Below are 26747 nucleotides of genomic sequence, written 5' to 3' on the forward strand. Positions count from 1 at the left end.
GCGGCGACAATAGCAGTGAGCTATGAACCGGCTCAGCCCCGGCTGACGGGGGCGTTGAGCTGCGGAACACGGTCACTCGAGAGAGCCTATCGGTCCGAACGCTAGATTGGTGGTCGTGTCGGCGCCTCTGGAAGCGGTCAAACAGACCATGCGAACGCGCTGGCCGCTGTATCTGACGTCGATACTGCTGGCCAACGCGTTCGGCGCCGTACTCGTCTGGGCGTTCATCCAGTACGGGCTGCCGGTGCCGGAGGGCGACCCGACGGGGGTGCGGCAGACGGGGCTGCTGGCGCCGGTGCTGGTGTTCGGCATCGCGGCGATTCTCAGTATCGTCGCCGCCGCGCTGATGTTGCGGCCGGTGATGCGCTGGCAGATGCGCGGGGGTCCGCCGAGCAGGCGGGAGCAGATGGCGGCGCTGCACGTGCCGCTGCGGCAGTCGATCGTGCACCTGGTGCTGTGGATCATCGGCGGCGGCATCCTGGCCGGGTTGATCATCGCCGAATCGCCCGAGCTGGGCGGCGCGGTGATCGTCACCGAGTGTATGGCCGCGACCATCGTGTTCGGCTTCACCTACATGCTCGGTGAGCGCATCCTGCGCCCGGTGGCCGCCGAGGCGCTCACCGAGGGCACCTTCGACCACACGCTCACGCCCGGGGTCGGTACCCGCATGGCGATGACCTGGGGCATGGGCACCTTCGCGCCGACCATCGCGATCGTGCTGCTGTGCGTCACCCAGATCTCCTCGGACGTGAAATTCTCGGCCAACTCGCTGGCCATCTCCATCCTGCTGCTGTGCGGCGTGGTGATCATGCAGGCGCTGGCGCTGTCCATGCTGACCGGCTCGTCCATCTCCGACCCGGTGCGGCAGCTGTCACAGGCCATCAACCGGGTGCAGGGCGGCGCGCGCGACGTGCAGGTGGAGGTCTACGACGGCTCCGAGATCGGGCTGTTGCAGGTGGGCTTCAACCGGATGATGGAGGAGGCGGCCAAGCGGCGCAAGCTGCAGGAACTGTTCGGTCAGCACGTCGGCGAGGACGTGGCCCAGCGCGCGCTGGACTACGGCACCGAGCTGGGCGGTGAGACCCGGTTCGTCGCGGTGCTGTTCGTCGACATGGTCGGCTCGACCGCCGCGGCCGCCGAACGCCCGCCGACCGAGGTCGTCAGCCTGCTCAACGAGTTCTTCCGGGTGGTGGTCGACGTGATCGACCGCCACCACGGCTTTGTCAACAAGTTCGTCGGCGACGCGGCGCTGGCGATCTTCGGCGCGCCGCTGGACCGCCCCGACGCACCCGGCGCCGCCCTGGCGGCCGCGCGCGATCTGCGCGAGGCCCTGCGCGAGGTGACCAGCCTCGATGTCGGTATCGGCGTGTCGGCCGGGCTGGCCGTCGCGGGCAATATCGGCGCCGCCAACCGCTTCGAATACACCGTGATCGGCGACCCCGTCAACGAGGCGTCGCGACTCACCGAACTGGCCAAAGATCATCCCGGCCGCGTCCTCGCTTCGGGCAGCGCGCTGTACTTCGCCGACGAAAGCGAGCAAGACCATTGGGAGACCGGCGACGAGGTCCAGCTGCGTGGCAGACGCAGAAAAACCCGGCTGGCCTGGCCGAAGAGCGTGACCACCGAGCTCGGCGCGCAGCCAGGGGAACAGGTTCGTTCGTTAGGCTGAGATCGTGACGGCCGACGGCGACCTAGCGGGCGAACCCGCGCTGCCCGTGGCCGAGCGCCGCCGCCGGTTCCGGTGGGTGAAGTGGGTGCTCGGCACGGCCCTGCTCGCCTTGCTGATCGGCGAGGGCGCCTATCTCTGGCCCCGGCTGCACGAATCCTGGCGCACGCTCACCGAGATCCACTGGGGCTGGCTGGTCCTGTGTATCTTCCTGCAGGCCGTGTCGATGAGCGGTTTCGGCCGGGTGCAGAAGCAGCTGCTGCACGCGGGCGGGGTGGATGTCAGCCAGCGCAAGTCGGTGTCGGTGGTCTACGGCGCCACGGCCATGTCGCTGACCTTGCCCGCGGGCCAGGTGTTCTCCACCGCCTTCACCTACCGCCAGACCCGCCGCTGGGGCGCCAGCCCGATCGTGGCGTCCTGGCAGCTGGTGTTCTCCGGGGTGGTGGCCACGGCGGGGCTGGCCCTGCTCGGCATCGCCGGGGCGGCGCTGGTGGGCAACCGGATCGGGTTCAATCTGATCGCTTCGCTGGTGGCGCTGGCCGTGCTGCTGTTCGTGGGCAACTATCTGGCCCGGCATCCCGGCACGCTGGAGGCGCTGCTGCGCCGGATCCTCGCGCTGGTCAACCGGTGGCGCAAGAAGCCCGCCGATCACGGCATCGCCAAGCTGGCCGAGATCCGCGACCAGCTCGAGTCGGTGGATCTGGGCAAGAAGGACGCGGGCCTGGTCGGGGTCTGGGCGCTGGTGCACCGCTTCGCCGATGTGGCTTGCCTGGGCGCGGCCTGTTTCGCGATCGGCGCCGATCCCAAGCTGTCCGGGCTGCTCATCGCGTTCGCCGCGGGCAAGGCGGTGGGCTCGATCCCGTTCGCGCCGGGCGGCATCGTCTACGTGGACGCGACCCTGATCTACGGCCTCACCGCAGGCGCGGGCCTACCCGCCTCGCAGGCGGTGGCGGCCGCGTTCATCTACCGGCTGGTGAGCTTCATCCTGGTGGCGATCGTGGGCTGGATCGTCTTCGCGTTCCTGTTCCGCACCCCGCACGACGACGACGAAGCGCTGGAAGCGGAGTTCAAACAGCGACGAATCTAGTTGCGGCTGAAGAACCGCGGCACCAGCCGCCAATATCACCGCAACGCGCTGATGGCCGCCCGCCAGCCGAGCAGGAACAGCGCGAGCACGCAGGCGGCGACGATGACGAAGCTCACCGCCACGCCCTGCCCGCTGACCGCGCGCAGCGCCATCCCGCCGACCAGCGTGCACACCCAGATCACCAGACCGCTGGGCCACAGGCTGGTCGCGTCGAAGCGCGAGTCGCGGGCCAGTACGTACGCGACGGCCCAGCCGAGCAGCAGCCCGATCCCGAAGGGCCACACCGTTTTCAGCAGTCCGGCCAGCACCGCCTCGTCGTGGCTGCGCCTCCCGATCGCGCAGAAGACGATCACCAACAGGGCATCGACGAGCAGCGGCGCGAATCTCCTCACCCGAGCAGCGTAACCGTTGTTGATCTAGATCGAGATCGGGTCGATACCCACTGACCAGTGTTCATGCCACCGCGGAGCGGCTCAGGGCTCCGGCGTCGCCAGCGATTTCAGCAGCACCGCGGCCATCCGCGAGGTGGCGTCGCCGCTGTCGACATCGGCGATGTGCACCGCGAAGACCAGATCGCCCATGGTGGCCAGCAGCCAGCCGTCGGTGCCGCCGGTCGCCGCGAAGGCGGTGACATCGCGGAAGCCGCGCAGCGCAGCCGTTTCCGGCTTGCCGATGCCCTCCTGGAGCATGGCGCGCAGCCGGTCGACGGCGGGCTGTTCGAGCGCGGGGATCGGGGTGTCGGTGGTGCTCGGATGACCGGCCTCGATCATCGGCGGCACCACCGAGCCGCGCGAGATGGCGGCCGCGGCGATCGCCATCCCGAACGGGCTGGCCAGCACCGCGTCCGAACCCGCGCCCTGGCGCACCTGTTCGGTATTGCGGCCGGGGGCGCTGATCCGCCCGGTGACCTCGTCGAGGCCGGGCACCTTGAAGTCGACGCCGACACCCAGCGCGGTCGCCGCGTCGGCGGCTTCCTGCTCGGTGACGTCCTGCGGCGCCTTCTTCAGCTTCGCGGCCGCGACGGCGCGGAACAGGTCCATGGTGCCGCCTGCCGGGAACAGCCCGGTGAAGGCGATGGGCCCCTTCTCCGAGGCGTAGGAGTTCTGCGCGACGGCGACGACCGCGCCGGTGGACGGCTGGATCGCCACCACGCTGGCGGGCGTGCCCACGCTGACCACCGCGTCCTCGGCGGCGCGCTGCAGGCGCTGGTCCATGGTCGCGGCGATATCCGGCCCGGCCGGGCCCTGGTAGCCCGCCACCTGGTTGACGAACTTGCCGTCGGCTTCGAAGATCTGCACGCCCCAGCCCGCGGTGGCCTCCTGGCTGGACTGCCACACCTTGGTGAGCGCGTCCAGCATGGGCGACCAGGTGCGCCGGTCGGCGGAGATCAGCTTGGGCTGCTTCTCCATCACCACGCCGGGCACCTTGGCCATGCGCGGCTCGAGGATCGCGAAATCGCCTTCGCGCAGGTTCACCGCGACGACCGGCTGCCCCTGCGCGGCGGCCAGTTTCTGCATCAGCGAGGGCCCGGTGATCAGCGGCGCGACCGGTTCGATGGCGTCGGCCAGCGCGTTGGTGGAGGCCACCAGGTCGCCGGTGCGGCTCGGGTCGATCTTGATGACATTGATGGTCTGCTCGGTCATCAGCGGCTCACCGGACAGGTCGACGACCTTCGGCGGCGGCGTGGCCGTGGTGCGCACGAGCTTGACGGTGCGATTGTCGGCCAGCTGCGGCATCACCACGGCCGGGTCCCAGGAGATGCGCCAGCCGATGGCGAGCTTTCGCACGGTGCCCTGGAGTGTGTAGGTCCAGTCCTTGCGCTCCCCGAAGTTCCAGCCGACATCCATGCTGAAGATAGCCGACTGCGAGTCCAGATCGATGACCTGCGACTTCTCGTAGTCGACGGTGCCCGTCCGCAACCCCTCGAACATTTGCTTCATGGTTGCGGACGCGGCGGCGGGGTAGGACGTCAGGTCGGCGGCCTTGGCGTAGTCCTGATCGTCGAGCAGGTCGGTGAACCGCTGGACAACCGACTCCGCCGCACTCGGCTTCCCACCCACTCCGCACGAGCACAACGCGAGGGCGAGGGTCGCAACCCCCGCGATCGCCATTGCGCCCCGGACGCGAAAGCGGCGGGATCCCCACACATCCATATCGCCCACTCTTCACTCTTGCCACTCCGGTAACAATTCCACCGTACCGGAAGTTGACCCGTCTCCGATGCCCCGGTAACACGGGACGCTACTCGACCTCAGCACCTTGATTGTGCCCGAAATCTCGCCCGATGAGGACTACATTTCGAACCTCGCCCAGCCAGTGGCAACATCTGGCGCACCAACGGTACCGGCGGGCACGCGCAGTTGTGCGGATCTCGCATTTGTCCGGCGATTCAACCCGAGGGTACCCACCGCCTCCGACAGCCAACCTCTGGCCGCCGCCGCGCGCACGGCGATTCCGCGACCGTTCTCGCAGAGCGGAATCCGGCAGTTCCGAATGGGCGTAATCTTGTAATCAGCGCAATACATGCAACGCGGAGAGCAGGTGATCGCCATGCGCAACGGCCATCGCGAACGTGGATTCGGCCGCCCGGGCGGCTGGCAGCAAGCGGATCTCCCCGATCCCGCCGACGCCGCCGACTGGTTCGCCGGACGATTGCCCGACGACTGGTTCACCGGCCCGCCGGAGCTGGAGATCGACCGCGACGAGATCGTGGTCGTCGGCGTGCTGCCCGACACCGAGGGCGCCTCGACGGCGACCAGGGAGGGCGCACTGGCCCGCTGGCGCGAAGCGACCCGCCCGGCCCGCATGCAGATCGCCGACGAGGCCCAGCGCCGTTACGGCCGCAGCGTGGCCTGGGGCGTGAATCTCGACGGCAAGCGAATCCTGTTCACCCACCTCGCGGTCCCGGTGATGACCCGCCTGCGCCAGCCCGAACGCCAGGTGCTCGACACCCTCATCGACGCGGGCGTGGCCCGCTCCCGCGCCGACGCGCTGGCCTGGACGGTGAAACTGGCGGGCAAGCACGCCGAGAGCTGGCTCGCCGAACTGCGCGAGGCCATGCGCAAGGTCGACGACCTGCGTTCGGAGGGCCCGACCGGGCTGTGACCTAGAGTGGCCTGCATGGCAGATACCGTGCAGGCCACCGGCCCGATTCTCGTGCTCAACGGGCCGAACCTGAACATGCTCGGTACCCGTCAGCCGCAGGTGTACGGGTCCGACACCCTCGACGACGTGATCGCGCTGTGCGAGCGCACGGCCGCGAGGTTCGGGCGCGAGGTGGTGGCCTTCCAGTCCAATCACGAAGGCGCGCTGATCGATCGGATCCACGCGGCGCGCGGCGAGGTGTCGGCCATCGTGATCAATCCGGGCGGGCTGACCCATACCTCGGTGGCGCTGCGCGACGCGCTGGTGATTCCCGAGGTGCCGATCGTCGAGGTGCATATCAGCAATGTGCATGCGCGCGAGGAGTTCCGGCACCACTCCTTCGTCTCGCCCATCGCCGTCGCGGTCGTCGCCGGGATGGGCATCCAGGGCTACGCGGCGGCGATCGAGTTTCTCGCGCTGGCCTAGGCGATCCGGAAGACCGGGAAACCCGGTGCGATCTCGGCCAATTCGGCGTCGGTCGCGTTCTTGTCGAGCCCTTCGAAGAAGCGGCCGACCTCCCAGCCCCACTTCTCCAGGTACAGCCGCAGCAGCGGGATCTTGTCGGCGTCGGCGATCTCGACGGCGGTGAAGGGTTCGGCCTTGCGGCCCAGGCGCAGTTCGCCGTCACCGGCCGCGCGCAGGTTGCGCACCCACTGGGTGTGACCGCGCGGGGCGACCAGGTAGCGCGCGCCGTCGGCGGCGGTCATCGGATTGACCATGGTGGTGCGCCATTCGCCGCTCTTGCGGCCGCGCACGGCCAGCAGCCGTCCGCCCGCGACGCTGATGCCGAGCCGGGGCAACCAGTTGAGGACCTTGTTCATGATCGGGTCGATGCCGGTGGGGCCGAGGTAGCGGGTGGCGTTGTCCATGCTGATCACTCCTGAACTGTGAGCACTGCTCTCTGTTGTGTACAAGCATGCGCGCTACCCGACGGCTTGTCAAGAGCAGTGCTCTCGTTTTCGGAAAATGCGATTTCGCCCAGAAGTATTGCCGCGATGAAATGTAGTACATATGCTACATATCATCGAAGGTCGATGACTGGGAGGAATCATGACTTCGAAGAACGGCGTCGTTCTCGATGTCCAGCGGTTGCAGATGCGCTACGGCGACATCGACGTGCTGCACGAGGTGACATTTCAGGCCAGGCGCGGCGAAGTACTCGTCATGCTCGGGCCCAACGGCGCGGGCAAGACCACCACGATCGAGATCCTCGAGGGGTTCCGCAGGAGGTCGGCCGGTCGCGTCGACGTGCTGGGGGCCGATCCCGAACACGGTGACGAGTCCTGGCGCGCGCGCATCGGCGTTGTCCTGCAATCCTGGCGCGACCACGCCAAATGGCGGGTGCGCGAGCTGCTAACGCATCTCGGCTCGTACTACGAGCGGCCGTGGGACATCGACCAGCTGCTGGCCCTGGTCGGGCTCACCGAGCAGGCGGGGGCCAAGATCGCGACGCTGTCCGGCGGCCAGCGCCGCAAGCTGGATGTGGCGATCGGCGTCGTCGGCAAGCCCGACCTGCTGTTCATGGACGAGCCGACCGCCGGTTTCGACCCGGCGGCCCGGCGCGATTTCCACGACCTGGTGCACCGGCTGGCCGATCTGGAGGACACCACCGTCCTGCTCACCACGCACGACCTGGACGAGGCCGAGAAGCTGGCCGACCGGATCCTCATCCTGGCTGGCGGGCGCATCATCGCCGACGGCTCGCCCGACGAACTCTCCCGCGCCATCGCCGGGGAGGCCCAGGTGAGCTGGACCGTCGACGACCAGCGCTTCGTGCACACCACCGCCGAGTCGACCAAGTTCGTGCACGAGCTGTTCAAGCAGCACGGCGAGGCCATCGGGGAGCTCGAGGTGCGCCGCGCCTCGCTCGAAGACACCTATATGACCCTGGTCCGGCGCGCCGAATCCGGCGAGGACAGCGCGCCCGTCCACACTCTCGCGGAGGTCACCCGATGAGCAGGCAAGGTATCCGGCGGGGCCTGATCGAACTGCGCCAGGCCTACACCAACGCCCCCGACCTGATCGGGCAGTTCCTCACTCCCGCGATCACTCTCGGGGTGCTCTACCTGCTGCGCGACCGGAGGTACGACGGCGGCGAGCTCTCGATCGCCGAACTGGCCCTGCCCGGTCTGCTCGGCTCGATCATCGCGTTCAACGGCATGTACGCGATTCTCAACGTGCTGGTGCTCGACCGGGAGGACGGCACCCTGCTGCGCGCCAAGGCGGTGCCGAAGGGGATGGGCGCCTACGTCGTCGGCAAGGTCGTCGCCACCTCCGGGGCGGTGGTCGCGCAGGTGGTTATCGTGCTCGGTGTGGGCATGCTGATCATCGGAGGTTCCTCGCTGAGCGGGGCGGGCGCGGTGGCGACCTTCCTATGGGTGCTGGCGCTGGGCATGCTGGCCGTGCTGCCCTTCGGTGCGATCCTCGGCAGTGTGCTCGATACCCGCACCGCCTTTCTGCTCACCATGCCGCTGATGGGTCTGATCGCCATCTCCGGCATCTTCTACCCGATCACCGCGCTGCCGGGCTGGTTGCAGACGCTCGCCCAGGTGTTCCCGATGTACTGGCTCGGCCTTGGCATGCGCTCGGCCCTGCTGCCGGGCGAGGCCGTGGTCATCGAGCTCGACCAGTCCTGGCGGCATCTGGAAACGGCTGCGGTACTGGGGATCTGGGCGGTCGCCGGGCTGGCGATCGCACCGATCGTCCTGCGGCGGATGGCCGAACACGAGTCCGGCGCCGCCATGGCACAGCGAAGGGAAAAGGCGATGCAGCGTGCCTTCTGAGGTCATCTACAACCGCATCGCGATGCTGCGCGCCGAGCGCGGCATCTCGCGGCGCGACCTCGCCGAGGCGCTGGGCGTGCACTACCAGACCGTCGGCTATCTGGAGCGGGGCGAATACAGCCCCAGCCTGCACCTCGCCCTGCGCATCGCGGCCTATTTCGAGGTGGCGGTCGAGGTGGTGTTCGCCGTCGAACCGTTTCCCCGCCTCGGCACCGGCACCGCATGACCCCGCCGTCCGGCACCCCCCGGTGCCGGACGGCGACGTGCGTGGATCATGCTGTGCCCCCGATCAATTCGAAGGTCGATACCGGCTTGCCCGCCTTCTCGCTGGCGGCGACGGCCTTGCGCCAGTAGGTCTGGGACAGCTGGGAGAACGCGGCGTCGACGCCGACCTCCTCGCTGGCGTCGATGATGTGCTGAGCGCCCGCGACCATCATCTTCAGGCTCGCCAGGTCGGCCCAGCCGCCCTGCTGGTTGGCCTCCGCGAACTCCTGCATGAAGTACGGGTAGGCCTCGCTGGAGCGCACCGCGAAGGGGAGGAACCGCGTGATGTCGTGGCCGGAGCGGGCGATCATGGCGGTGGCCTGGTCGAAGGCCAGCAGCCAGGGGTGGAAGACCGTCAGCAGGGCCTGGTAGTAGATCTGGGCCAGGCCGTCATCGGTGCCGAGGTATTCCTGCGGGCTGAGCGGGCGCAGCAGCGCGGCGTGCGCGTCGAAGACCTCCTGGGGCCCGCTGTAGAAGATGTAGGAGGCCGGGTGCTCGATATTGTCGCCCGCCGACATCACGCCGCCGGAGAGGAACTGCGCGCCGCGCTCGCGCACCCAGGCCGCCCCGGCCCGCGCCTGCGCAGGCGAATCGGAGGACAGATTGGCGATCACCTTGCCCGCCAAGGCTTCCGGCGCCTGGCCGAGTACGTCGTACATGGCGGCGTAGTGGGTCAGGCTCAGGACCGCCACCTCGTTGGCCGTCAGCGCCTCGGCGACGGTGGCAGCGCGCTTGGCACCCAGTTCGACCATGGCGTCGACCTTGGCGCTGCTGCGGTTCCACACCGTCACCTCCACACCGGCCGCCAGGAAGGCGCGCACCATGGCCTGGCCCATCGGGCCCAGACCCAGGACGGAGACGGATCGGGGGGTGTTCTGCTCGGACATCAGGTGTCCCTTCGGTTCTCGATGCTGGATGGGTTCGGCGCCGGACTCCATGGTGGGCGGCGCGGGCAGCGGCGGGAAGAGCGCACGTGGGAGTGTGGTTGCTTACCTGGAGGTCCGAAATACGGTCGGGAGAGGTGCGCGGAGCATGAATGGTGACGTAGATCACGCCATCTGTGGCATGAGCTTGGCCATCGACGTGGTCGGTGGCAAGTGGAAGATGCACCTGATGTGGGTGCTCGGCGAGGGCCCGCAGCGGTTCGGGCAGATCCGGCGGCTGCTGGACGGGGTGAGCGAGAAGGTGCTCACCGAGAACCTGCGCCAGCTCGAGGCCGCGGGCGTGGTGCACCGCGAGATCTATCCGGAGATCCCACCCCGGGTGGAGTACTCGCTGACCGCGCTCGGCGAGACCCTGCGCACCGCCCTGGGCGCGCTGGAGACCTGGGGCAACGAGCACCGCGCCGAACTGAGCCCGCGAGTCGCTTCCTAGAGGTGCTCGAGCGCGATCCGTTCGCCGATGCGCTCGAGCAGCGGCACCGGGTCGGCCATCGAGCGCGCTGGATCGGATTCCAGATCGCTGAGCGGATAGCAGCGCCGGAACCCGGCGGCCCGGATCTCCCCGGGCGACAACAACGTTCGCCCGACCGCCGCCACCACCGGCACCCCGGCCGCCTTGGCCACCGCGCCGACCCCGACCGGCGCCTTGCCGTGCATGCTCTGGTGATCCAGCGAGCCCTCCCCGGTGACGACCAGCGCCGCGCCGTCCACCAGCGCGTGGAACTCGAGCAGCTCGAGTACCACATCGATCCCGCTGCGCACCTGCGCGCCGAGCACCGCCAGCGCGCCGAATCCGGTGCCGCCCGCCGCGCCAGCGCCGCCGATCTCGGCGTACCCGGTGCCCAGCACGGCGGCCCAATTCGTCAAGGCCGCTTCCAGTTCCAGCATCTGCGCCGGGCTCGCGCCCTTCTGCGGCGCGTACACCGCGACCGCGCCCAACGGGCCGAGCAGCGGATTGTCCACATCGCAGGCCAGGGTGAACCGCGCCCGCGCGATGGCCGGATGCAGCCCGGCCCGGTCGACCGTGACCACCTCGGCCAGCAGCGCCGAGACATTCGACCCCGCCGACCGCAGACCCAATTCACGGCCGGAACCGTCGAGCAGGCGCAGTCCGAGCGCGCGCAGGAACCCCGCGCCACCGTCGGTGGACGCGCTGCCGCCCAGGCCGAGCACGATGTCGCGGGCGCCGTGGTCGAGCGCGTGCGCGACCACCACACCCAGCCCGAAGGTGTCGGCGCCGAGCGGATCGAACCTGCCCCCTGGCAGTTTCACCAGGCCGACCGCGGCGGCCAGTTCGACCACCGCGATGTCCCCGTGCCGGGCGTAGACCGCCGTCGATGGCTCCCCGGTGGGGCCGGGCGCCGCCACCGGCACCGCCTGCCAGCCCCCGGCGACGAAGGCGTCGACCATGCCGTCGCCACCGTCGGCGACCGGCACCCGGCGCACGTCCGCGAGCGGCCTGCGCCTGCTGATTCCGGTCGCCAGTGCCTCGGCGACCTCGGCGGCGGTGAGAGAACCCTTGAACTTGTCCGGGGCGAGCACCACGCGCGGTCCGATGGTCATCTGGCCATTGTCCGGGCTCGGACCGAAACCCGCCATACACAGTCCACGACCGGTCGGCGGGGTAGTTTCGACCCATGGCGACCGAGGTCCGCGACAACACCGCGCTCGAGCGGTTCGAACTCACCGCCGACGGGCAGCCCGCCGGTTATATCGAGTACCAGGACACCGGGGCCGAACGCGCCCTCGTGCACACCGAGATCTATCCCCGTTTCGAGGGCCGTGGCCTGGCGAACGTGCTGGTCGAGGCCGCGCTGGCGGCCAGCCGGACCGAGGGGTTCAGCGTGCTGCCGCTGTGCGCGGTGGTGCTGCACTTCGTCGAGACCCATCCCGGCTACATCTCGCTGGTGCCGCAGCGGGCGCGCGAGCTGTTCGGGCTGCCTCAGTAGCGCGCGACCGCGCCGTCCACGGCGTGCTGCAACTCCTCCTTGACGAACCGGGCGATATCGCCGGGGCGCTGGGGTAGCTCGGCGACCGGCGCCCGGAAGTAGACCGCGGCCGAGACCACCTCGGCGCCGCTGGGTTCGACCTTCGGGTCGGGGCGCGGTCCGTAGCTCATGCCGAGCGCGACCAGCGCGGGCGGCGCGTCCAGCTTGGCCGCGCGGAAGGCGATGTGGCCGATGCCGCTGCCGATGGACTGCACCGCCGCCGGGTCGACGTCGTTGCAGGTGCCCTCCGGGAAGATCGCCAGGTGGTCACCGCGCGAGAGCCGCTGCGCGCACACGTCCATCATGCGCTGACCGGCGGCGTTGACCGCGCGGATGCCGTGGTCCTTGCCGCGGAAGACCGGGATCCCGCCCATCATGTCCACCTTGCGGCGCTGTTCGGGCTCGAGGAACAGCTCGTCCTTGGCCAGCACCCGGACGCGGCCGATCTTGCCGCGCAGCGGCGAGCGCCAGGCGGTGGCGGCGACGGTGTAGGGATCGCTGGTGGACAGGTGGTTGATCGCGTAGATGACCGGTCGTCCACTGCGCATGAGCGCCTTCAGCCCGGCCTTGGCGCCCTCGGCGAAGAACACCCGGGGCCGGTAACGACGGGCGAGCACCGCGTAGGAGGCCAGCGCCTGCCACCGGTTCTGCTGATGTCGCAGGTAGTAGTCGTACACGGCGGCGTCGTCTTCGAGCAGAACTTCGGGCACATGCATGACGCGACCCTACCGGGCGCGGCCGGAGCGGCTCCGGACCAGAATTTTTACCGTTCCGACCGGTCCGTGGGAAGCGCGACCCACCGTGGCAATGCGATGATGGCTCGGTGGCACGCGGAGACGACCCGGACGAACGCCGGACGCGCGACGGGCGCGGGGACGACCGGCGACCCGGACAGCCCGCGCGGGGCGTCCGGGCGGGCAATCTGCTCGTGTCGGCGATCGACCTGGTCGAGCCGACCTTCCGGCGCACCGTCGTGTACGTGATCGAGCACAACGACGCGGGCAGCCTCGGTGTGGTGCTCAACCGCCCCAGCGAGACCCCGGTGGCCGATGTGCTGCCCGACTGGGCCGACCTGGCGGCCTCCCCGACGGATCTCTACATCGGCGGCCCGGTGAAACGCGATGCCGCGCTGTGCCTGGCCACCCTGCGCACCGGCGCCGACATCAGCGAGGTGCGCGGGCTGCGCCGCGTCGACGGACGGGTGGTGCTGGTGGATCTGGACGCCGATCCGGCCGAGATCGGCCCGCTGGTGGAGGGCATCCGGATCTTCGCCGGGTACGCGGGCTGGTCGATGGGTCAGCTCGGCGGCGAGCTCGACAACGACGACTGGCTGGTGGTCTCGGCCCTGCCCGGCGACCCGCTGGCCACCGACCAGCACGATCTGTGGGCGAGCGTGTTGCGCCGCCAGCCGCTGCCGCTGGCCCTGCTGGCCACCCACCCGATTGAACTCGAACGCAACTGAACCCGTTACTCCATCGACAGAGCGGAGTGACCCCATGAATATCGAGCAGTGACCCGGACCGGCGATGGACGACGGTCGCGACGAACTGATGCGCGCGCTCTACGCCGAGCACGCGCCCGCGCTGTGGCGCTTCACCCTCGGCCTGGTGCGCGATCCCGGCCGAGCCGAGGACATCGTGCAGGAGACCCTGCTGCGCGCCTGGCAGCGGCCCGCGGTGCTCGAGCAGACCGAGACCTCCCCGCGCGCGTGGCTGTTCACCGTGGCCCGTAATCTCGCCGTCGACGAGCATCGCAGCGCCCGGCACCGCCGCGAATTCGGCACCGACACCCCGCCCGAGCAGGTCAGCCCCGACCAGTCCGATCGCGCCCTGGACGGCTGGCTGGTCGCCGACGCGCTGAGCACGCTCAGCGTCGACCATCGCGAGGTGATCGTGCGGGCCTACTACCGCGGCCTCGGCATGCGGCAGATCGCCGACGAGCTGGGCATTCCGCCGGGCACGGTGAAGTCGCGCCTGCACTACGGGATGCGCGCGATGCGCCTGGCACTACAGGAGATGGGGGTGACGAACCGATGACCGATCTCGCCGACGAGTACAGCACCTGGGACGCCGCCTATGTCCTCGGTTCGCTCGGCGCCACCGAACGGCGGGAGTACGAGACGCACCTGCTCGACTGCGGTCACTGCCAGCAGTCCGTGGCCGAGCTGTCCGGGTTGCCAGGCATGCTCGCCCTGGTCGAGCGCGAGACCGCGCTGGCCATGATCGCCCCCGAACCGCCACCCACCCAGGTCCCCGATCTGCTACCCGCGCTGGCGGCGGCCGCGCAGCGCAAGCGGCAGCGCCGCCGGTGGCTGGGAATCGGCAGCGCGGTCGCGGCCGCGGCGGCCGCCGTCGCCATCGCCGTGCCGGTCACCATGACGGTCGCGCGCTCGGACCCGTCCACCGCGCAGGTCGTGGCCGCCCAGCAGCTGCGGCCCGTCGAGCAGACCCCGGTCAGCGCGGAGATGAGACTGCTGCGCGACGGCGACCGCACCCGCCTGGTGCTCACCTGCCGCTACGCCCCCAGCGCCTACGGCTCCGGCTACACCTGGACCTACGGCCTGGTGGTCACCGCGGGCGAACAGCGGCTGGAGCTGGACCAGTGGCCCGCGGGGCCCGGCACCGAGCTCACCGTCGAGCGCACGATCGACGCGGCCCCGGAGTCGATCGAGACCGTCGAGATCACCTCGATGGACTCCGGCCGCACCATCCTGCTGGCCGAGATCTGAACGCGCGAAGTCCGGTCGCCCTACGGACGACCGGACTCGGCTTCGGTCAGGCGGTCTGCTTACGGAAGATGGACTTCGACCAGAGGTACCCGCCACCGGCGATCACCGCGCACCACCCCAGCGACACCCAGCCGTTGGCGCCGATCTCGGTGCCCATCAGCAGCCCGCGCAGCGTCTCGGTGATCGGCGTGAACGGCTGGTACTCGGCGAACTGCCGCAGGCCGACCGGCATGGTGTCGGTGGCCACCAGGCCGCTGCCGAGGAACGGCATCATCACGATGGGAAACGGTGTGTTGCTGGCACTTTCCGGGGTCGGCGAGAGCAGCCCGAGCGCGATGGCCAGCCAGCTGAAGGCGAAGGTCACCAGCGTGAGCAGGCCGAGGGCGGCGATCCATTCCACCGGGTCGGCGTTCGGCCGGAAGCCGATCAGCAGCGCGACACCGGTCATCATCGCCATGCCGCCCAGTGCCTGCACCAGCGCGCCGAGCACATGCCCGGTGAGCATGGCCGATTGCGAGATCGCCATCACCCGAAAGCGATTCACGATGCCTTTGCTCTTGTCGGTGGCGATCGAGACGGCCACCGACACCGTCATGTACGCGGGCAGCAACAGCAGCATGCCCGGGGCGAGATAGTCGATGTACTCACCGCCGGAGGATTTCTCCAGCGCCCCACCGAAGACGAAGTTGAACACCAGCAGCAGCACGGTCGGCATCACCAGGATGCCGAAGACCATGCTCGGGTAGCGCTTGGCGTGGATCACATTGCGCCGCAACATGGTCAGCGTGTCGGCGAGGGCGTGATTCGGGGTGAGGGTCTGGACGCTCATGCCAGGGACTCCTGTTCGGTGGCGGTGAGGGTGAGGAAAACGTCATCGAGGTTCGGTGTGTGCACGGAAACGCCACCCGCCTCGATGTTCTCGGCGTCGAGCCGGTCGAGCACCGCGCGCAGCGAGCGCACGCCGCCGTCGCTCGGCACGGCGAGGGTGAGCCCGTCGCCACCGTCGAGCACGCGTGCGGCCGGGCCGAGCGCGTGCCGCGCCGCGTCCAGCGCGGCCCGGTCGGCGAAGTCGACGCGGATGTGGCCGCCGGGGACGAGCCGTTTCAGTTCCGCCGCGGTGCCTTCGGCGACGATGCGGCCGTGGTCGAGCACCGCGATCCGATCGGCGAGCTGATCGGCCTCCTCGAGGTACTGGGTGGTGAGGAAGACGGTGACGCCCAGGTCGTCGACCAGGCCGCGGATGATCTCCCAGATCGCCCGGCGGCTGCGCGGGTCCAGGCCGGTGGTCGGCTCGTCTAGGAAGATCACCCGTGGCTCGCCGACCAGGGTCATGGCCAGGTCGAGCCTGCGGGTCATGCCGCCGGAATAGGTGCCCGCGGGCTTGTCGGCGGCTTCGACCAGGTCGAAGCGGGTCAGCAGGTCGGTCGCCAGTTCGCGGGTCGCGCGGCGGGGCAGATGGTGGAGATCGCCCATCATGTGCAGGTTCTCGCGGCCGGTGAGCAGTTCGTCGACGGCGGCGAACTGCCCGGTGACGCCGATGAGCCCGCGCACGCCCGCCTGCTCGGCCACCACATCGTGGCCGCCGACCGCGCACCGGCCGTCATCGGCGCCGATGAGCGTGGTGAGGATCTGCACGGTGGTGGTCTTGCCCGCGCCATTGGGGCCGAGCAGGGCGAAGACTGTGCCCTCGGCGACGGTGAGATCGATGCCGTCGAGGACCGTGTGGTCGCCGTAGGTCTTGCGCAGACCCCGTGCGGTGATGGCCGAGTTGACCATGGTCGTCCCTTTCCAGTTCCAGAGAAGTACATTCATAGCTGCGAATAAGTGCATGAGTTATCGACACGTGCCCCCTCGGGGGCCGTGGTGGGGTTGTCGGGTGCGGGGAGCTAGATGTCGAGCTCCTCGATCTGCGGGTGGTCGACGATGTCGGCGACCTTGCGGTAGAGCTTGTCGGGGATGCGATCCTTCACCGCGGCGACGTCGTCGAGGATCTCGTATTCGTAGTCGCCCCAGTCGAAGGCGCGGTCACCGATGCCGAAGAAGCGGCGCCAGTATTTCCATTCGGTCATGTCGCCAGCGGCAGGGCCGGTCGGATAGTCGGTCCAGACCGCGGTGTGGGTGTGCAGCACGATCTTGCCTTTGCGGCTGCGGTAGACGGCCAGCTGACGGACCTGTTTGTCGCTCATCTCCTGCCATTCACCCAGCAGTGAGCCCTGGAACCGCACCTGGCGAACGCCGTCGCGGCCCACCTGCAAGACGATCTCCTCGAAACCGGCCTCGCGGCCTTCCTCCAGGTGGATCAGCTTGCGCAGGGCGGTGACGACCGTGCTGGAGAGATTGCCGCCGACGAGTTCCTGCGCCCGCTGGAACAGGGGCAGGTCGTCGTCGGCCACGTAGATCGTCTTGTTGGGCATGCCCATGACTATACGTAGATGTATACGTACACACAAGAGGTGAATTCTCCTCGTCCCGGTGAACCACCCCCGCGCGCGGCCCGTAGTACCCGATGAAGGCGGCCCACAGGCCGTCCGAGAGTCGCCGCGTGAGGGAGTGCCGAATGCCGGACCGAGTGGTGGACTACCTGGTACGGGAACTGGCGGACCGGGGAATCACCCAGATCTTCGGCGTCGACGGCGCCAATATCGAAGACCTCTACGACGCGCTCTTCGACGCGGGCGGCCGCCCCGAGGGCATCGTCGCCAAACACGAGTTCTCCGCCGCCACCATGGCCGATGGCTACGCCCGCAGCACCAACGGCCTCGGCGTGGTCGCGGCCACCTCCGGCGGCGGGGCGATGAACCTGGTGGCCGGACTGGCCGAGGCATACGCGTCCCGGGTACCGGTCCTCGCGCTGATCGGCCAGGCGCCTACCGCGCTGGAAGGGCATGGGGCATTTCAGGATTCGAGCGGATTGGCCGGATCACTGGACGCACAAGCACTTTTCGCGACCATCACCCGCTACTGCGCACGGGTCACCGACCCTGCCGCCCTACCCGCCCAGCTCGCTGCCGCCATCACCGCCGCCGAGACAGGCGGACCCGCAGTCCTGCTACTGCCGAAGGATATTCAACAGCAACCGATACCGCCCGCCGTCAACCGAAACGGCGCCGACCTCGGACAGTCCACCAGTACGCTCTCGCGAGCCTCGACCATCGACACGCACCGGGAGCAGCCGCCCACCAACGTCACGCCGATCGACGGCCGTGCTCCGCTCGACAGCACAGGCGGATTCGCGGGATCTGGGCGGGCGGCTCGCTCGCGGGACACGGTTGTCGGCCCCCGCATCGACAGTGTTTTCGTCGACCGATTGCTCGGCGGGTCAGTCGTCGTCATCGCGGGTGACCAGGTCGCCCGTGACAATGCCCGCCGCGAACTGGCCGCCCTCGTGGACGCTCTCGGCGCGTCGATCGGGCTGGCTCCGGATGCCAAGGACGTCTACCCGAACACCGACCCCGGGTATCGCGGCGTGGCGGGGAGCATGGGCCATCCCGGTCTCCTCGAGGCGCTGGGATCGGCGAGCGTCTGCCTGCTGATCGGCACCCGCCTCCCGGTGACCACCCGCGCCGGGCTCGAATCCGCCCTCGCCGACCTCCCCCTGCTGAGCATCGGCGCCCTCCCTCCATTCCTGTCAGCAACCCACCTGACCAGCACAGACCTCGCCGCAACCCTCACCGAACTCCTCCCCCGCCTCGACAGCCGCCGCGTGCGGCCAGCCCCATCGCCGACCCCCGGACCCAGCGGGCCCACACCGCTCCCGGTTCCCGAATCTCACGGCCCGGGCCTGCGTTATCGCACGGTCGTGGAAGCGATCCAGGCCGCGCTACCCGCAGGCGCCGATGTCTTCGCCGACGCGGGCAATACCGGTGCCTCGGTCGTCCATCATCTGCGAGTCCCCGACGGCGGGCGTTTCGTGGTGGCGCTCGGGATGGGCGGGATGGGTTACGCGTTCGGCGCCGGGATCGGCTCCGCTTTCGCGCGCCGCGACGGCAAGCACCGCACCGTCGTGATCGCCGGGGACGGCGCGTTCTTCATGCACGGCATGGAGATCCACACCGCCGTCGAGCACGAACTGCCGATCACCTTCGTGGTGTTCAACAACAACGCGCACGCCATGTGCGTCACCCGCGAACAGCTGTTCTATCGAGACCGCTACAGCTTCAACCGTTTTCGCCCGGCCCGCATCGGCGCGGGCATCGCCGCTATGTTCCCCGGGCTCGGCACCCACACCGTCGAGCACGCCGACGATCTCGCCGACGCCCTGCGAGACGGCTTCGGCGCCGACGGACCCGCCTTCCTCGAAATCCTCTGCGACCCCGACGAAGTCCCGCCGTTCCAGCCCTTCTTGTCGACCATCGAATCCGCGAGGAGAACACCGTGACGACCAGCGCCCTGCCCGCACTCAGCGACATCCCCGACCAGGTGGTGCCCGGTGTGCTGCGCATCGAGAACTCCGACCGCGAGGCGACCACGCCGATCATCATGGACATGCTGCGGTCGGTGTATCCGCACGACCAGATCTTCGGCGAGTACTGCCCGGTGCAGACCTATATCGCCGCGCCGCCGCGGGAGGTCTTCGAGTACCTGGCCGATACCCGCTCGCTCGAGGAGTGGACCTACAGCCTGCGCGGCTTCACCGAGACCGACGAGCCGGGCCTGTGGCTGTCCTACGACCGGCTCGGCGACACCACCAAGTGCTACACCCGCACCGTCGCCCATCCCGAGGCCATGACCGTGGACTACCACTGCGCCTGGGACCAGTCCGAACACCTGTGGATGATCTATCTGATGCGGGTGGTCGACGCGCAGGTGGTGTTCAACAAGCCGGGCTCGGTGGTGCTGTGGGTGAACTGCCGCCACCCGTTCTACGACGAGAACGGCTATCCCGAGACGGCGCCGCCCAAGCGCCCGGTGTGGGTGGGCGACTTCTGGGAGATGTTCTCCGCCGGGCACCAGCTCGAGCTGGACAACCTCAAGGCCATCTGTGAATACCGCGCGGCCCACGGGCTGCCCGTCAAGCCGGAGTGGATGCAGTGAACATGCCGACGGTCAGCCTGGTCGATGTCGCGAGCTACCTGCCCGGCGACCCGGTCCCGACCGACTACTTCACCCAGTACTCGCGGTCGGAGCGCATGGCCAAGAACGTGATGTTCCGTTCGCCGACCGGGCGTCACCACATCTCCCGCGACGACACCGCCGTCGACCTGGCCGAACGCGCCTACGCCCCGCTGCGCGAGCGGCACGGCGACGGCCTGGCGGCCGAGATCGACATCCTCATCACGCACACCCAGCTCCCCGACAATCCCGTCATGGGCGCGGGCCCCGAGCTGGCCCGGCGCCTCGGCGCGCACCCCACCCATGTGCTCGACGTGCACAACGGCGGCTGCGCGGCCTTCGTGCACATGATGGAACTGGCCCGGATGATGATGGCCACCAGCGAGGCGAAGACGGCGCTCATCGTCGCCACCCAGAACTGCGCCGGTCCGGTCTTCACCCAGCCCGAGATCCGCAAGCTCGCCCAGGCGCCGGTGCCGGGCGACGGCTGCGGTATCGGCCTGCTGCGCAAGGATGATTCGGCACCGATCCTCGATATCGAATGCCGCACCTACCCCGAGTTCGCCGGTGATATGGACTTCTCCACCAACGGCCCGCGCAAGTACTGGGAGCCCGGCGAGGGCCAGGGCTGTGTGAGCTTCACCGAATCGAAGATCACCAAGGTGTTCGCGCGCGGCAATCGCCTGGTCCCGGAGGTGGCGCTGGCGGTGTGCGGGCACATCGGGGTGAAGGGCCGCGATATCGACACCTTCGTCACCAATCAGCCCAACCGGCTGTTCCTGCGCAATTGGACCGACGCGCTCGAACTCCCCGCCGACCGGCATCCCGACACCTTCGATCAGTGCGGAAACCTTTTCGCCGCAGGCATTCCGGTGACCCTCGACGTGGAGAACCGGGCGGGCCGTCTGCGCAACGGCTCGGTGGTGCTGATGTCGGCCTTCGCGCACGCGGGCGATTTCGCCGGTGCGGCGGCGGTGCGGTGGGGAGCGGCCCGATGACTCTGCTCGCCGAACCCACCATCCCGTCACGGCGTTTCGCCGCCGGGAGTACCCGGTTCGACCTCGGCCTCAGTGAGAACCCGTTTCCGCCATTGCCTTCCGTCATCGAGGCGGTGCGCGAAACGCTGGAATCGGCCAATCGCTATCCCGAGTTCCTGCCCGAGCAGCTACCGCGACTCATCGCCGAGCATCTCGGTATGAGCCCCGACGAGGTGGTGGTCGGCGCGGGCGCCACCGGGGTCGCCCTCCAGGTGATGCGCGCGCTGGGAACTGGCGAATTGGTCAGTGCCACACCGACTTTCGACGGCTACGCGGTGCTGGCGGACATGGCCGGGATGACCCTGGTCCCCGTACCCCTCGACGCGGCGGGCAACCAGGACCTGCCCGCCATGCGCCGCGCGGTGAACCGCCGCACCCAGCTGGTGGTGGTGTGCCGCCCGCACAACCCCACCGGCACCCTGCTCGACGCCGCCGCCGTCCGCTCGTTCCTGTCCGCCGTCGGCCGCAAGATCCCGGTCCTGCTCGACGAGGCCTACGTCGAATTCCTCGCCCCCACCGCCCGCCTCGACATCCACGAACTGCTGCGCAAACACCCGAATCTGCTGATCCTGCGCACCTTCTCGAAGGCCTACGGCCTGGCGGGCCTGCGCATCGGCTACTGCCTCGGCCGCTCCCCCCTCATCGACCGCATCCGCCACCAGCAACTCCCCTTCGGCGTCCCCACCGCCGCCGTGGCCGCCGTCCGCGCCAGCTACGCCGCCGAACCCGAACTCCTCGACCGCGTCGCCCGCATCACCCACGAACGCACCCGCCTCCGCAGCGCCCTGCGCGCCACCGGCATAGAAACCCCCGAAAGCCACGCCAACTTCCTCTACATCCCCGGCCCCGGCACCGCCACCACCCTCCGCCGCGCAGGCATCAAAGCCAAGCCCTACCCCGACGGCAGCGTCCGCATAGCCATCGGCACCCCCACCGCCACCCGAGCCGTCCACACCGCCCTCACCACACCCCACCACTCCGAGCCCCCGCGGTAGGTCTGATCGAGATCAGCGGCACCGGCTACATCGAGTACCTCGGCACCCGCTGACCCGAGCGGTGGCGGGTGGCCGGACCATCCGCCACGGCGCGTCAGCCGCCGCCACCGCAGCCCCCGCCACCGCCGCAGCCACCACCTCCGCCGCCACTGTCACCGCTGTCGCCGCCACCGCCGCCGAACCACAGGAACCCGCCGCCGCTCGCGGCCGCACCGGTCCCACCCGCGGCCCCCGACCCGGCCCGCCAGCGCTGCCGCCGCGTCTTCGGCCGCTGCTTGTACTGGATGACGGCCCACACGCCCGCGGCGAGCAGCAGCACCGCCACGCCGAGCAGGATCAGACCCCCGACAGCGGGTGGCACGAGATTGATGACCACCACGAGCACCACGACGACAACCGACGCAATGAGAATCTTCATGAACTTCCCCCGTTCAGATACCTGTCTCCGTTGTACCCGAAGACCAGCCTGATCAGCCACCGATAACAGGTGGCCCGGGGAAGGCGGATCAGTTGGCGGGGGCGCAGGTCTCCCGCAGCGAGCAGCCACCGCAGGAGGAGCCGCAACCGCCGACCGGCGCCGGGGGCAGCAGCGGCTCGACGGCCCGCGCCGCCGCGTTGGCGCCCGCGCCGAGGGTGAAGACCGCGATCACGGCCACGACCACCGCGACACCGACCGCGGCCAGCCCGCCCGCCATCAGGGCGACCAGCCCACCGGCGAACAGCAGCGCGCCCGCGCCGACCGAGGTGGGGGCGGCGATGCGGTTGGCGATGCGGAAGTTGTCGTCGCTGTGCAGGGCGGCCTCGGTGGTGACGCCGAGGAAACGGTTGCGGGGCAGCTTGCCGAGCAGTCCGAGCACACCGGTCACGATGGCGACCGCGGCCAGCGCGAACAACAGGAGAGCGACGACGACGACCATTCCTGCAGGCTAGCGCACCCGCGCCACCCCCGGATCGAGCGCTCCCCACCGAGGTGACCGCCCACACACCGCGCGGGTCGTGGGAAAACGGCTGGCACCGACGATCTACCCTGTTAGACGATGTTTACCGGGGATCGGCGAGAACAAGAAGGCAGGACCGTGCAGGACACTCGTATCACCGAGAGTGACGTACCTCAGCACCGGTACAACGCCGAGCTGGCGGGACGGATCGAGCGGCGCTGGCAGCAGAACTGGACCGAGCGCGGCACCTTCCACGCGCCCAACCCGGTCGGGCCGCTCGCCGGTGACACGCCCGCGGACAAGCTGTTCATCCAGGACATGTTCCCGTTCCCCTCGGGCGCGGGCCTGCACGTGGGCCACCCGCTGGGCTACATCGCCACCGATGTGTTCGGCCGCTACCACCGCATGCACGGCCGCAATGTGCTGCACGCGCTGGGCTACGACGCCTTCGGCCTGCCCGCCGAGCAGTACGCGGTGCAGACCGGCGCGCACCCCCGGGTGACCACCGAGTCCAATATCGCCACCATGCAGCGTCAGCTGGACCGGCTGGGCCTGGGCCACGATCCGCGGCGTTCCTTCGCCACCACCGATCCCGAGTACTACAAGTGGACGCAGTGGATCTTCCTGCGCATCTACAACGCCTGGTACGACCAGGAGGCGGGTCGGGCCCGCCCGATCGCCGAGCTGGAAGAGCAGTTCGCCTCCGGCGCGCGCCCGGTGCCCGAGGGCGACTGGAACGCGCTGAGCGCCACCGAGCGCGGCGCGCTGATCGACTCCTATCGCCTGGTGTACCAGTCGGATTCGATCGTGAACTGGTGCCCGGGTCTGGGCACGGTGCTGTCCAACGAAGAGGTCACTGCCGACGGCCGCAGCGAGCGCGGCAACTTCCCGGTGTTCCGTAAGCGCATGTGGCAGTGGATGATGCGCATCACCTCGTACTCCGACCGCCTGGTCGACGACCTGGACACGCTGGACTGGCCGGACAATGTGAAGTCCATGCAGCGCAACTGGATCGGGCGCTCGCGCGGCGCGCAGGTGCGTTTCGACGCGCCCGGCGACGAGACCATCGAGGTGTTCACCACCCGCCCCGACACCCTGTTCGGTGCCACCTACGTGGTGCTGGCCCCCGAGCACGAGCTGGTCGACCAGCTGACCGCCGCCGCCTGGCCGGACGGCACCGAGGCCCGCTGGACCAACGGCGGCGCGGCCACCCCGGCGGAAGCCGTCGCGGCCTACCGCAAGTCGATCGCCGCGAAGTCGGATCTGGAGCGTCAGGAGAACAAGGAGAAGACCGGCGTCTTCCTTGGCTCCTACGCGACCAACCCGGCCGACGGCAAGCAGGTGCCGATCTTCATCGCCGATTACGTGCTGAGCGGCTACGGCACCGGCGCCATCATGGCGGTGCCCGGCCACGACCACCGCGACTGGGAGTTCGCGACCACGCTGGGTCTGCCGATCGTCGAGGTGATCTCCGGCGGCGACATCACCGAGGGCGCCTGGTCCGGGGAGGGTGAGCTGGTGAATTCCGGCTTCCTGAACGGGCTTTCGGTCGATGAGGCCAAGGCGACCATGATCGGTCACCTGGAGGCCGAGGGTCACGGCACCGGCACCGTGCAGTACAAGCTGCGCGACTGGCTGTTCGCGCGTCAGCGCTACTGGGGCGAGCCGTTCCCGATCGTCTACGACGAAGACGGTGTGGCGCACGCGCTGCCGGAATCCATGCTGCCCGTGGAACTCCCGGAGATGGCGGACTTCGCGCCGGTCACCTTCGACCCCGACGACGCGAACTCCGAGCCGTCCCCACCGCTGGCCAAGGCCACCGACTGGGTGAACGTGGAACTGGACCTGGGCGACGGGCCGCGTAAGTACCGCCGCGACACGAATGTCATGCCCAACTGGGCGGGTTCGTCCTGGTACCAGCTGCGCTACGCGGACCCGACCAATACCGAGACGTTCTGCGACGAGGCCAACGAGAAGTACTGGCTTGGCCCGCGTCCGGCCGAACACGGCCCGAACGATCCGGGTGGCGTCGACCTGTACGTCGGCGGCGTGGAGCACGCGGTGCTGCACCTGCTGTACGCGCGCTTCTGGCAGAAGGTGCTGTTCGACCTGGGTGACGTCTCGGGCAACGAGCCGTACCGCCGCCTGTACAACCAGGGCTACGTGCAGGGCTACGCCTACACCGACGAGCGCGGCGCGTACGTGCCCGCCGCCGAGGTGGTCGAGCGCGACGGCACGTTCTTCTGGACCGGCGCCGACGGCGTCGAGATCGAGGTGAACCAGGAGTACGGCAAGATCGGCAAGTCGCTGAAGAACGCCATCTCGCCAGACGAGATGTGCGATCTGTACGGCGCCGACACCTTCCGCTTCTACGAGATGTCGATGGGCCCGCTGGACACCTCGCGCCCGTGGTCCACCAAGGATGTCGTCGGCGCGCACCGCTTCCTGCAGCGCGTGTGGCGCCTGGTGGTCGACGAGGAGACCGGCGCGGCGAAGGCCACCGACACCGCGCCCTCGGACGAGACCCTGCGCCTGGTGCACCGCACCATCGCCGGTGTGGACGAGGATCTGGCCGCGCTGCGCGACAACACCGCAGGCGCCAAGCTGATCGAGCTGACCAACCATCTGACCAAGACCTACCCCGACGGCGCCCCCCGCGCCGCCGTGGAACCGCTGGTCCTGATGCTGGCTCCGCTGGCCCCGCACATCGCCGAGGAACTGTGGGAACGCCTGGGGCACACCGCTTCCCTGGCCCACGGCCCCTTCCCGATCGCCGATCCGGCCCTGCTGGTTGCCGACTCGGTCGAGTACCCGATCCAGGTGAAGGGCAAGGTGCGCAGCCGTATCCAGGTGCCCGCCGACGCCGACCCGGCCGCCATCGAGGCCGCCGCGCTGGCCGACGAGAAGATCGTCGCCCTGCTCGAAGGTCAAGCGCCGCGCAAGGTGATCGTTGTCCCGGGCAAGATGGTCAATATCGTCCCCTGACCAGGGGAAACCCGTTCGACGTGAGGAGCAGCACCGATGACTGAATCCGACGGCGAGCGGGTGCCCGAACCCCAGGGCAAGCTCGCGGGCATGCCCTACGACTGGCGCCGCCCCACCTGGGCGCGAATCAAGGCCCGGTCGTGGAATCCCGATGATCCCCGCGTGTTCACGCCCAAGGCGTTCGGCTGGGGCTACGACGTGAACCTCTACCGCCTGTTCCACTGGCGGCGCTGAGCGTCAGGTGCGCACCTCGAGCACGTCGTTCAGGGTGACCAGGGAGAGATTGCGCTCGCGGATGATGTCCACGAGCTGTCCGTAGCAGCGCGTCACCGGGGCGAAGTTGGCGTGCCCGATGACGATCGCCTGGGCCGCGAAATACTTTCGCGCGCACTCGATCAGGTACTCCTCGGTGATCAGCCCGGAGTCCGAGAGCGAGCCGTACCACATGGTCGGGACGGTGTAGCCGAGGTCGGCGGCGACCTTGTCGACGGCGGCATTGTGGTAGCCGAAGGGTGGGCGGTAGAACGGGGTGCCGTCGACGCCGAAGGTGTTGTGCAGGAATGTCTTCGTGCGGCCGAGCTGGTCGGCGACGCCGCTCGCGTTCAGCTTGGTGAGCGCGGCATGGTCCCAGGTGTGGTTGCCGAGCTGGATCTGGCCCGAATCGACCAGCGGGCGCAGGGCGTCGCGGTGGATGGTCCAGGACTCGTAGTAGCCGGTGACGAAGAAGGTGAAGCGGGCGCCGGTATCCCTGGCCCACTGGATGTAGGCGCCGACCACCTCCGGGCTGGCACCGTCGTCGACGGTGAGCGCCATGCTGGTGCTGTGACCGGGGAGCGCGGTGATGGTGCCCGGCGGGATGATCGACCGGGGACCGCCGGGCGGAGGCGGCAGCATCGCCGGGGCCGGAGCGGGCGGTGGGACGGGGATCTCGCCTCCGGAACCAGCCTCGACCGTCTCGCCCTCGGCCGTCGCGCAGCCCGTCAGCGCCACGGCACCTGTGGCGAGCAATGCCAGCATTCGACGTCTGTCCACCTGCGCGAGGCTAGCCGACCAGGGCTTTCGGCGCGGGCCACAACACTCGGGAGGAGCGACCGGGCCCGGCGCCCGGCACATTCGTGCAATCGATGCCGTTCCAATCA

30 protein-coding genes are annotated in these 26747 nt (G+C 69.3%); 18 read left to right on the forward strand and 12 right to left on the reverse strand.

The genetic code is table 11. The features are described from left to right. The first annotated feature begins 148 nt into the window (after positions 1-148). Complete coding sequence (locus WA675_RS20425; RefSeq protein WP_336086370.1) at positions 149-1669, forward strand: adenylate/guanylate cyclase domain-containing protein; 1521 nt, start codon at positions 149-151, stop codon at positions 1667-1669. Positions 1670-1673: 4 nt separating this feature from the next. Further along, on the forward strand, positions 1674-2753 hold the full coding sequence (locus tag WA675_RS20430) for a lysylphosphatidylglycerol synthase transmembrane domain-containing protein (protein WP_336086274.1): 1080 nt from the start codon (positions 1674-1676) through the stop codon (positions 2751-2753). A gap of 35 nt (positions 2754-2788) precedes the next feature. Here WA675_RS20430 and WA675_RS20435 read toward each other — a convergent pair whose 3' ends face one another. Together WA675_RS20435 and WA675_RS20440 are read right to left on the reverse strand one after the other, a co-directional pair. Further along, positions 2789-3145 (reverse strand): DUF3054 domain-containing protein, encoded by a 357-nt coding sequence (locus WA675_RS20435; protein WP_336086275.1) that lies wholly within the window; start codon positions 3143-3145, stop codon positions 2789-2791. Positions 3146-3226: 81 nt separating this feature from the next. Beyond that, positions 3227-4813: an NTF2-like N-terminal transpeptidase domain-containing protein gene (locus tag WA675_RS20440; protein WP_336086276.1), complete on the reverse strand. Its 1587-nt coding sequence runs from the start codon at positions 4811-4813 to the stop codon at positions 3227-3229. Positions 4814-5303: 490 nt separating this feature from the next. Between WA675_RS20440 and WA675_RS20445 the strand changes: the two genes are divergently transcribed. Together WA675_RS20445 and aroQ are read left to right on the forward strand one after the other, a co-directional pair. Continuing rightward, positions 5304-5858, forward strand: coding sequence for a hypothetical protein (locus tag WA675_RS20445; RefSeq protein WP_336086372.1), 555 nt, complete (start codon positions 5304-5306; stop codon positions 5856-5858). Between the two features lie 15 nt (positions 5859-5873). Beyond that, positions 5874-6323, forward strand: a complete 450-nt coding sequence (aroQ, locus tag WA675_RS20450) for a type II 3-dehydroquinate dehydratase (RefSeq protein ID WP_336086277.1) — start codon at positions 5874-5876, stop codon at positions 6321-6323. On the opposite strand, the gene WA675_RS20455 is transcribed toward aroQ, so the two are convergent. Continuing rightward, entirely contained in the window at positions 6320-6766 is a 447-nt protein-coding gene (locus WA675_RS20455; protein WP_336086373.1) for a nitroreductase/quinone reductase family protein, read from the reverse strand. The two genes, aroQ and WA675_RS20455, sit on opposite strands and share 4 nt — an antisense overlap. A 181-nt stretch (positions 6767-6947) precedes the next feature. Here WA675_RS20455 and WA675_RS20460 point away from each other — a divergent pair, with 181 nt between their 5' ends. Genes WA675_RS20460 through WA675_RS20470 form a run of 3 tightly spaced genes read left to right on the forward strand, consistent with a single transcriptional unit; the run spans position 6948 to position 8906 of the window. After that, positions 6948-7853, forward strand: coding sequence for an ABC transporter ATP-binding protein (locus WA675_RS20460; protein ID WP_336086278.1), 906 nt, complete (start codon positions 6948-6950; stop codon positions 7851-7853). Beyond that, complete coding sequence (locus tag WA675_RS20465) at positions 7850-8680, forward strand: ABC transporter permease (RefSeq protein WP_336086279.1); 831 nt, start codon at positions 7850-7852, stop codon at positions 8678-8680. Before WA675_RS20460 ends, WA675_RS20465 begins: the two co-directional genes overlap by 4 nt. Further along, positions 8670-8906 (forward strand): helix-turn-helix transcriptional regulator, encoded by a 237-nt coding sequence (locus WA675_RS20470; RefSeq protein WP_336086280.1) that lies wholly within the window; start codon positions 8670-8672, stop codon positions 8904-8906. The genes WA675_RS20465 and WA675_RS20470 overlap by 11 nt, the downstream gene beginning before the upstream one ends. 46 nt (positions 8907-8952) lie before the next feature. Here the strand turns inward: WA675_RS20470 and WA675_RS20475 are convergent, their stop codons facing one another. Then, complete coding sequence (locus WA675_RS20475; RefSeq protein ID WP_336086281.1) at positions 8953-9831, reverse strand: NAD(P)-dependent oxidoreductase; 879 nt, start codon at positions 9829-9831, stop codon at positions 8953-8955. A 145-nt stretch (positions 9832-9976) separates the two neighbouring features. Here WA675_RS20475 and WA675_RS20480 point away from each other — a divergent pair, with 145 nt between their 5' ends. Further along, positions 9977-10318, forward strand: a complete 342-nt coding sequence (locus WA675_RS20480; protein WP_336086282.1) for a winged helix-turn-helix transcriptional regulator — start codon at positions 9977-9979, stop codon at positions 10316-10318. Here the strand turns inward: WA675_RS20480 and WA675_RS20485 are convergent. Further along, a complete protein-coding gene (locus WA675_RS20485) occupies positions 10315-11448 on the reverse strand; it encodes a glycerate kinase (RefSeq protein WP_336086284.1) in 1134 nt (377 codons plus the stop codon). The two genes, WA675_RS20480 and WA675_RS20485, sit on opposite strands and share 4 nt — an antisense overlap. A gap of 74 nt (positions 11449-11522) precedes the next feature. Between WA675_RS20485 and WA675_RS20490 the strand changes: the two genes are divergently transcribed. Further along, on the forward strand, positions 11523-11834 hold the full coding sequence (locus tag WA675_RS20490) for a GNAT family N-acetyltransferase (RefSeq protein WP_336086285.1): 312 nt from the start codon (positions 11523-11525) through the stop codon (positions 11832-11834). Here WA675_RS20490 and WA675_RS20495 read toward each other — a convergent pair. Beyond that, entirely contained in the window at positions 11828-12589 is a 762-nt protein-coding gene (locus WA675_RS20495; RefSeq protein ID WP_336086286.1) for a lysophospholipid acyltransferase family protein, read from the reverse strand. The genes WA675_RS20490 and WA675_RS20495 overlap by 7 nt on opposite strands. 107 nt (positions 12590-12696) lie before the next feature. Between WA675_RS20495 and WA675_RS20500 the strand changes: the two genes are divergently transcribed. The 3 genes from WA675_RS20500 to WA675_RS20510 all read left to right on the forward strand — a co-directional run bounded on the left by WA675_RS20500 (position 12697) and on the right by WA675_RS20510 (position 14601). After that, on the forward strand, positions 12697-13335 hold the full coding sequence (locus WA675_RS20500) for a YqgE/AlgH family protein (RefSeq protein ID WP_336086287.1): 639 nt from the start codon (positions 12697-12699) through the stop codon (positions 13333-13335). A gap of 64 nt (positions 13336-13399) precedes the next feature. Beyond that, positions 13400-13909: a sigma-70 family RNA polymerase sigma factor gene (locus WA675_RS20505; protein WP_336086288.1), complete on the forward strand. Its 510-nt coding sequence runs from the start codon at positions 13400-13402 to the stop codon at positions 13907-13909. Next, positions 13906-14601 (forward strand): zf-HC2 domain-containing protein, encoded by a 696-nt coding sequence (locus WA675_RS20510; RefSeq protein ID WP_336086289.1) that lies wholly within the window; start codon positions 13906-13908, stop codon positions 14599-14601. Before WA675_RS20505 ends, WA675_RS20510 begins: the two co-directional genes overlap by 4 nt. Before the next feature lie 46 nt (positions 14602-14647). Here the strand turns inward: WA675_RS20510 and WA675_RS20515 are convergent, their stop codons facing one another. The 3 genes from WA675_RS20515 to WA675_RS20525 form a co-directional block, all read right to left on the reverse strand. Further along, a complete protein-coding gene (locus WA675_RS20515; RefSeq protein WP_336086290.1) occupies positions 14648-15430 on the reverse strand; it encodes an ABC transporter permease in 783 nt (260 codons plus the stop codon). Then, positions 15427-16413: an ATP-binding cassette domain-containing protein gene (locus tag WA675_RS20520; protein WP_442945684.1), complete on the reverse strand. Its 987-nt coding sequence runs from the start codon at positions 16411-16413 to the stop codon at positions 15427-15429. The genes WA675_RS20515 and WA675_RS20520 overlap by 4 nt, the downstream gene beginning before the upstream one ends. A 74-nt stretch (positions 16414-16487) precedes the next feature. Next, entirely contained in the window at positions 16488-17015 is a 528-nt protein-coding gene (locus WA675_RS20525; protein ID WP_336086291.1) for an EXLDI protein, read from the reverse strand. Between the two features lie 143 nt (positions 17016-17158). On the opposite strand from WA675_RS20525, the gene WA675_RS20530 reads away from it, so the two are divergent. The 4 genes from WA675_RS20530 to WA675_RS20545 are packed head-to-tail and all read left to right on the forward strand — an operon-like array spanning position 17159 to position 21685. Continuing rightward, positions 17159-18979 carry a thiamine pyrophosphate-binding protein gene (locus WA675_RS20530; RefSeq protein WP_336086292.1) on the forward strand — a complete coding sequence of 607 codons (1821 nt, stop codon included), beginning with the start codon at positions 17159-17161 and terminating at the stop codon, positions 18977-18979. Further along, positions 18976-19635 carry an SRPBCC family protein gene (locus tag WA675_RS20535; protein WP_336086293.1) on the forward strand — a complete coding sequence of 220 codons (660 nt, stop codon included), beginning with the start codon at positions 18976-18978 and terminating at the stop codon, positions 19633-19635. The genes WA675_RS20530 and WA675_RS20535 overlap by 4 nt, the downstream gene beginning before the upstream one ends. 2 nt (positions 19636-19637) lie before the next feature. After that, on the forward strand, positions 19638-20651 hold the full coding sequence (locus WA675_RS20540; protein ID WP_336086294.1) for a 3-oxoacyl-ACP synthase III family protein: 1014 nt from the start codon (positions 19638-19640) through the stop codon (positions 20649-20651). Further along, complete coding sequence (locus WA675_RS20545) at positions 20648-21685, forward strand: pyridoxal phosphate-dependent aminotransferase (RefSeq protein ID WP_336086296.1); 1038 nt, start codon at positions 20648-20650, stop codon at positions 21683-21685. Before WA675_RS20540 ends, WA675_RS20545 begins: the two co-directional genes overlap by 4 nt. Positions 21686-21779: 94 nt before the next feature. Here the strand turns inward: WA675_RS20545 and WA675_RS20550 are convergent, their stop codons facing one another. Then, entirely contained in the window at positions 21780-22103 is a 324-nt protein-coding gene (locus WA675_RS20550) for a hypothetical protein (RefSeq protein ID WP_336086297.1), read from the reverse strand. An 88-nt stretch (positions 22104-22191) separates the two neighbouring features. Beyond that, a complete protein-coding gene (locus WA675_RS20555; protein WP_336086298.1) occupies positions 22192-22602 on the reverse strand; it encodes an SdpI family protein in 411 nt (136 codons plus the stop codon). 159 nt (positions 22603-22761) lie between these two features. Between WA675_RS20555 and leuS the strand changes: the two genes are divergently transcribed. Continuing rightward, positions 22762-25608, forward strand: coding sequence for a leucine--tRNA ligase (leuS, locus tag WA675_RS20560; RefSeq protein WP_336086299.1), 2847 nt, complete (start codon positions 22762-22764; stop codon positions 25606-25608). A 36-nt stretch (positions 25609-25644) separates the two neighbouring features. Next, positions 25645-25842, forward strand: coding sequence for a DUF5808 domain-containing protein (locus tag WA675_RS20565; RefSeq protein WP_336086300.1), 198 nt, complete (start codon positions 25645-25647; stop codon positions 25840-25842). Between the two features lie 3 nt (positions 25843-25845). Here the strand turns inward: WA675_RS20565 and WA675_RS20570 are convergent, their stop codons facing one another. Further along, entirely contained in the window at positions 25846-26625 is a 780-nt protein-coding gene (locus WA675_RS20570; RefSeq protein ID WP_336086375.1) for a polysaccharide deacetylase family protein, read from the reverse strand. Positions 26626-26747 lie beyond the last annotated feature (122 nt).

Source organism: Nocardia sp. SSK8, assembly GCF_037034205.1.
Taxonomy (GTDB): domain Bacteria; phylum Actinomycetota; class Actinomycetes; order Mycobacteriales; family Mycobacteriaceae; genus Nocardia.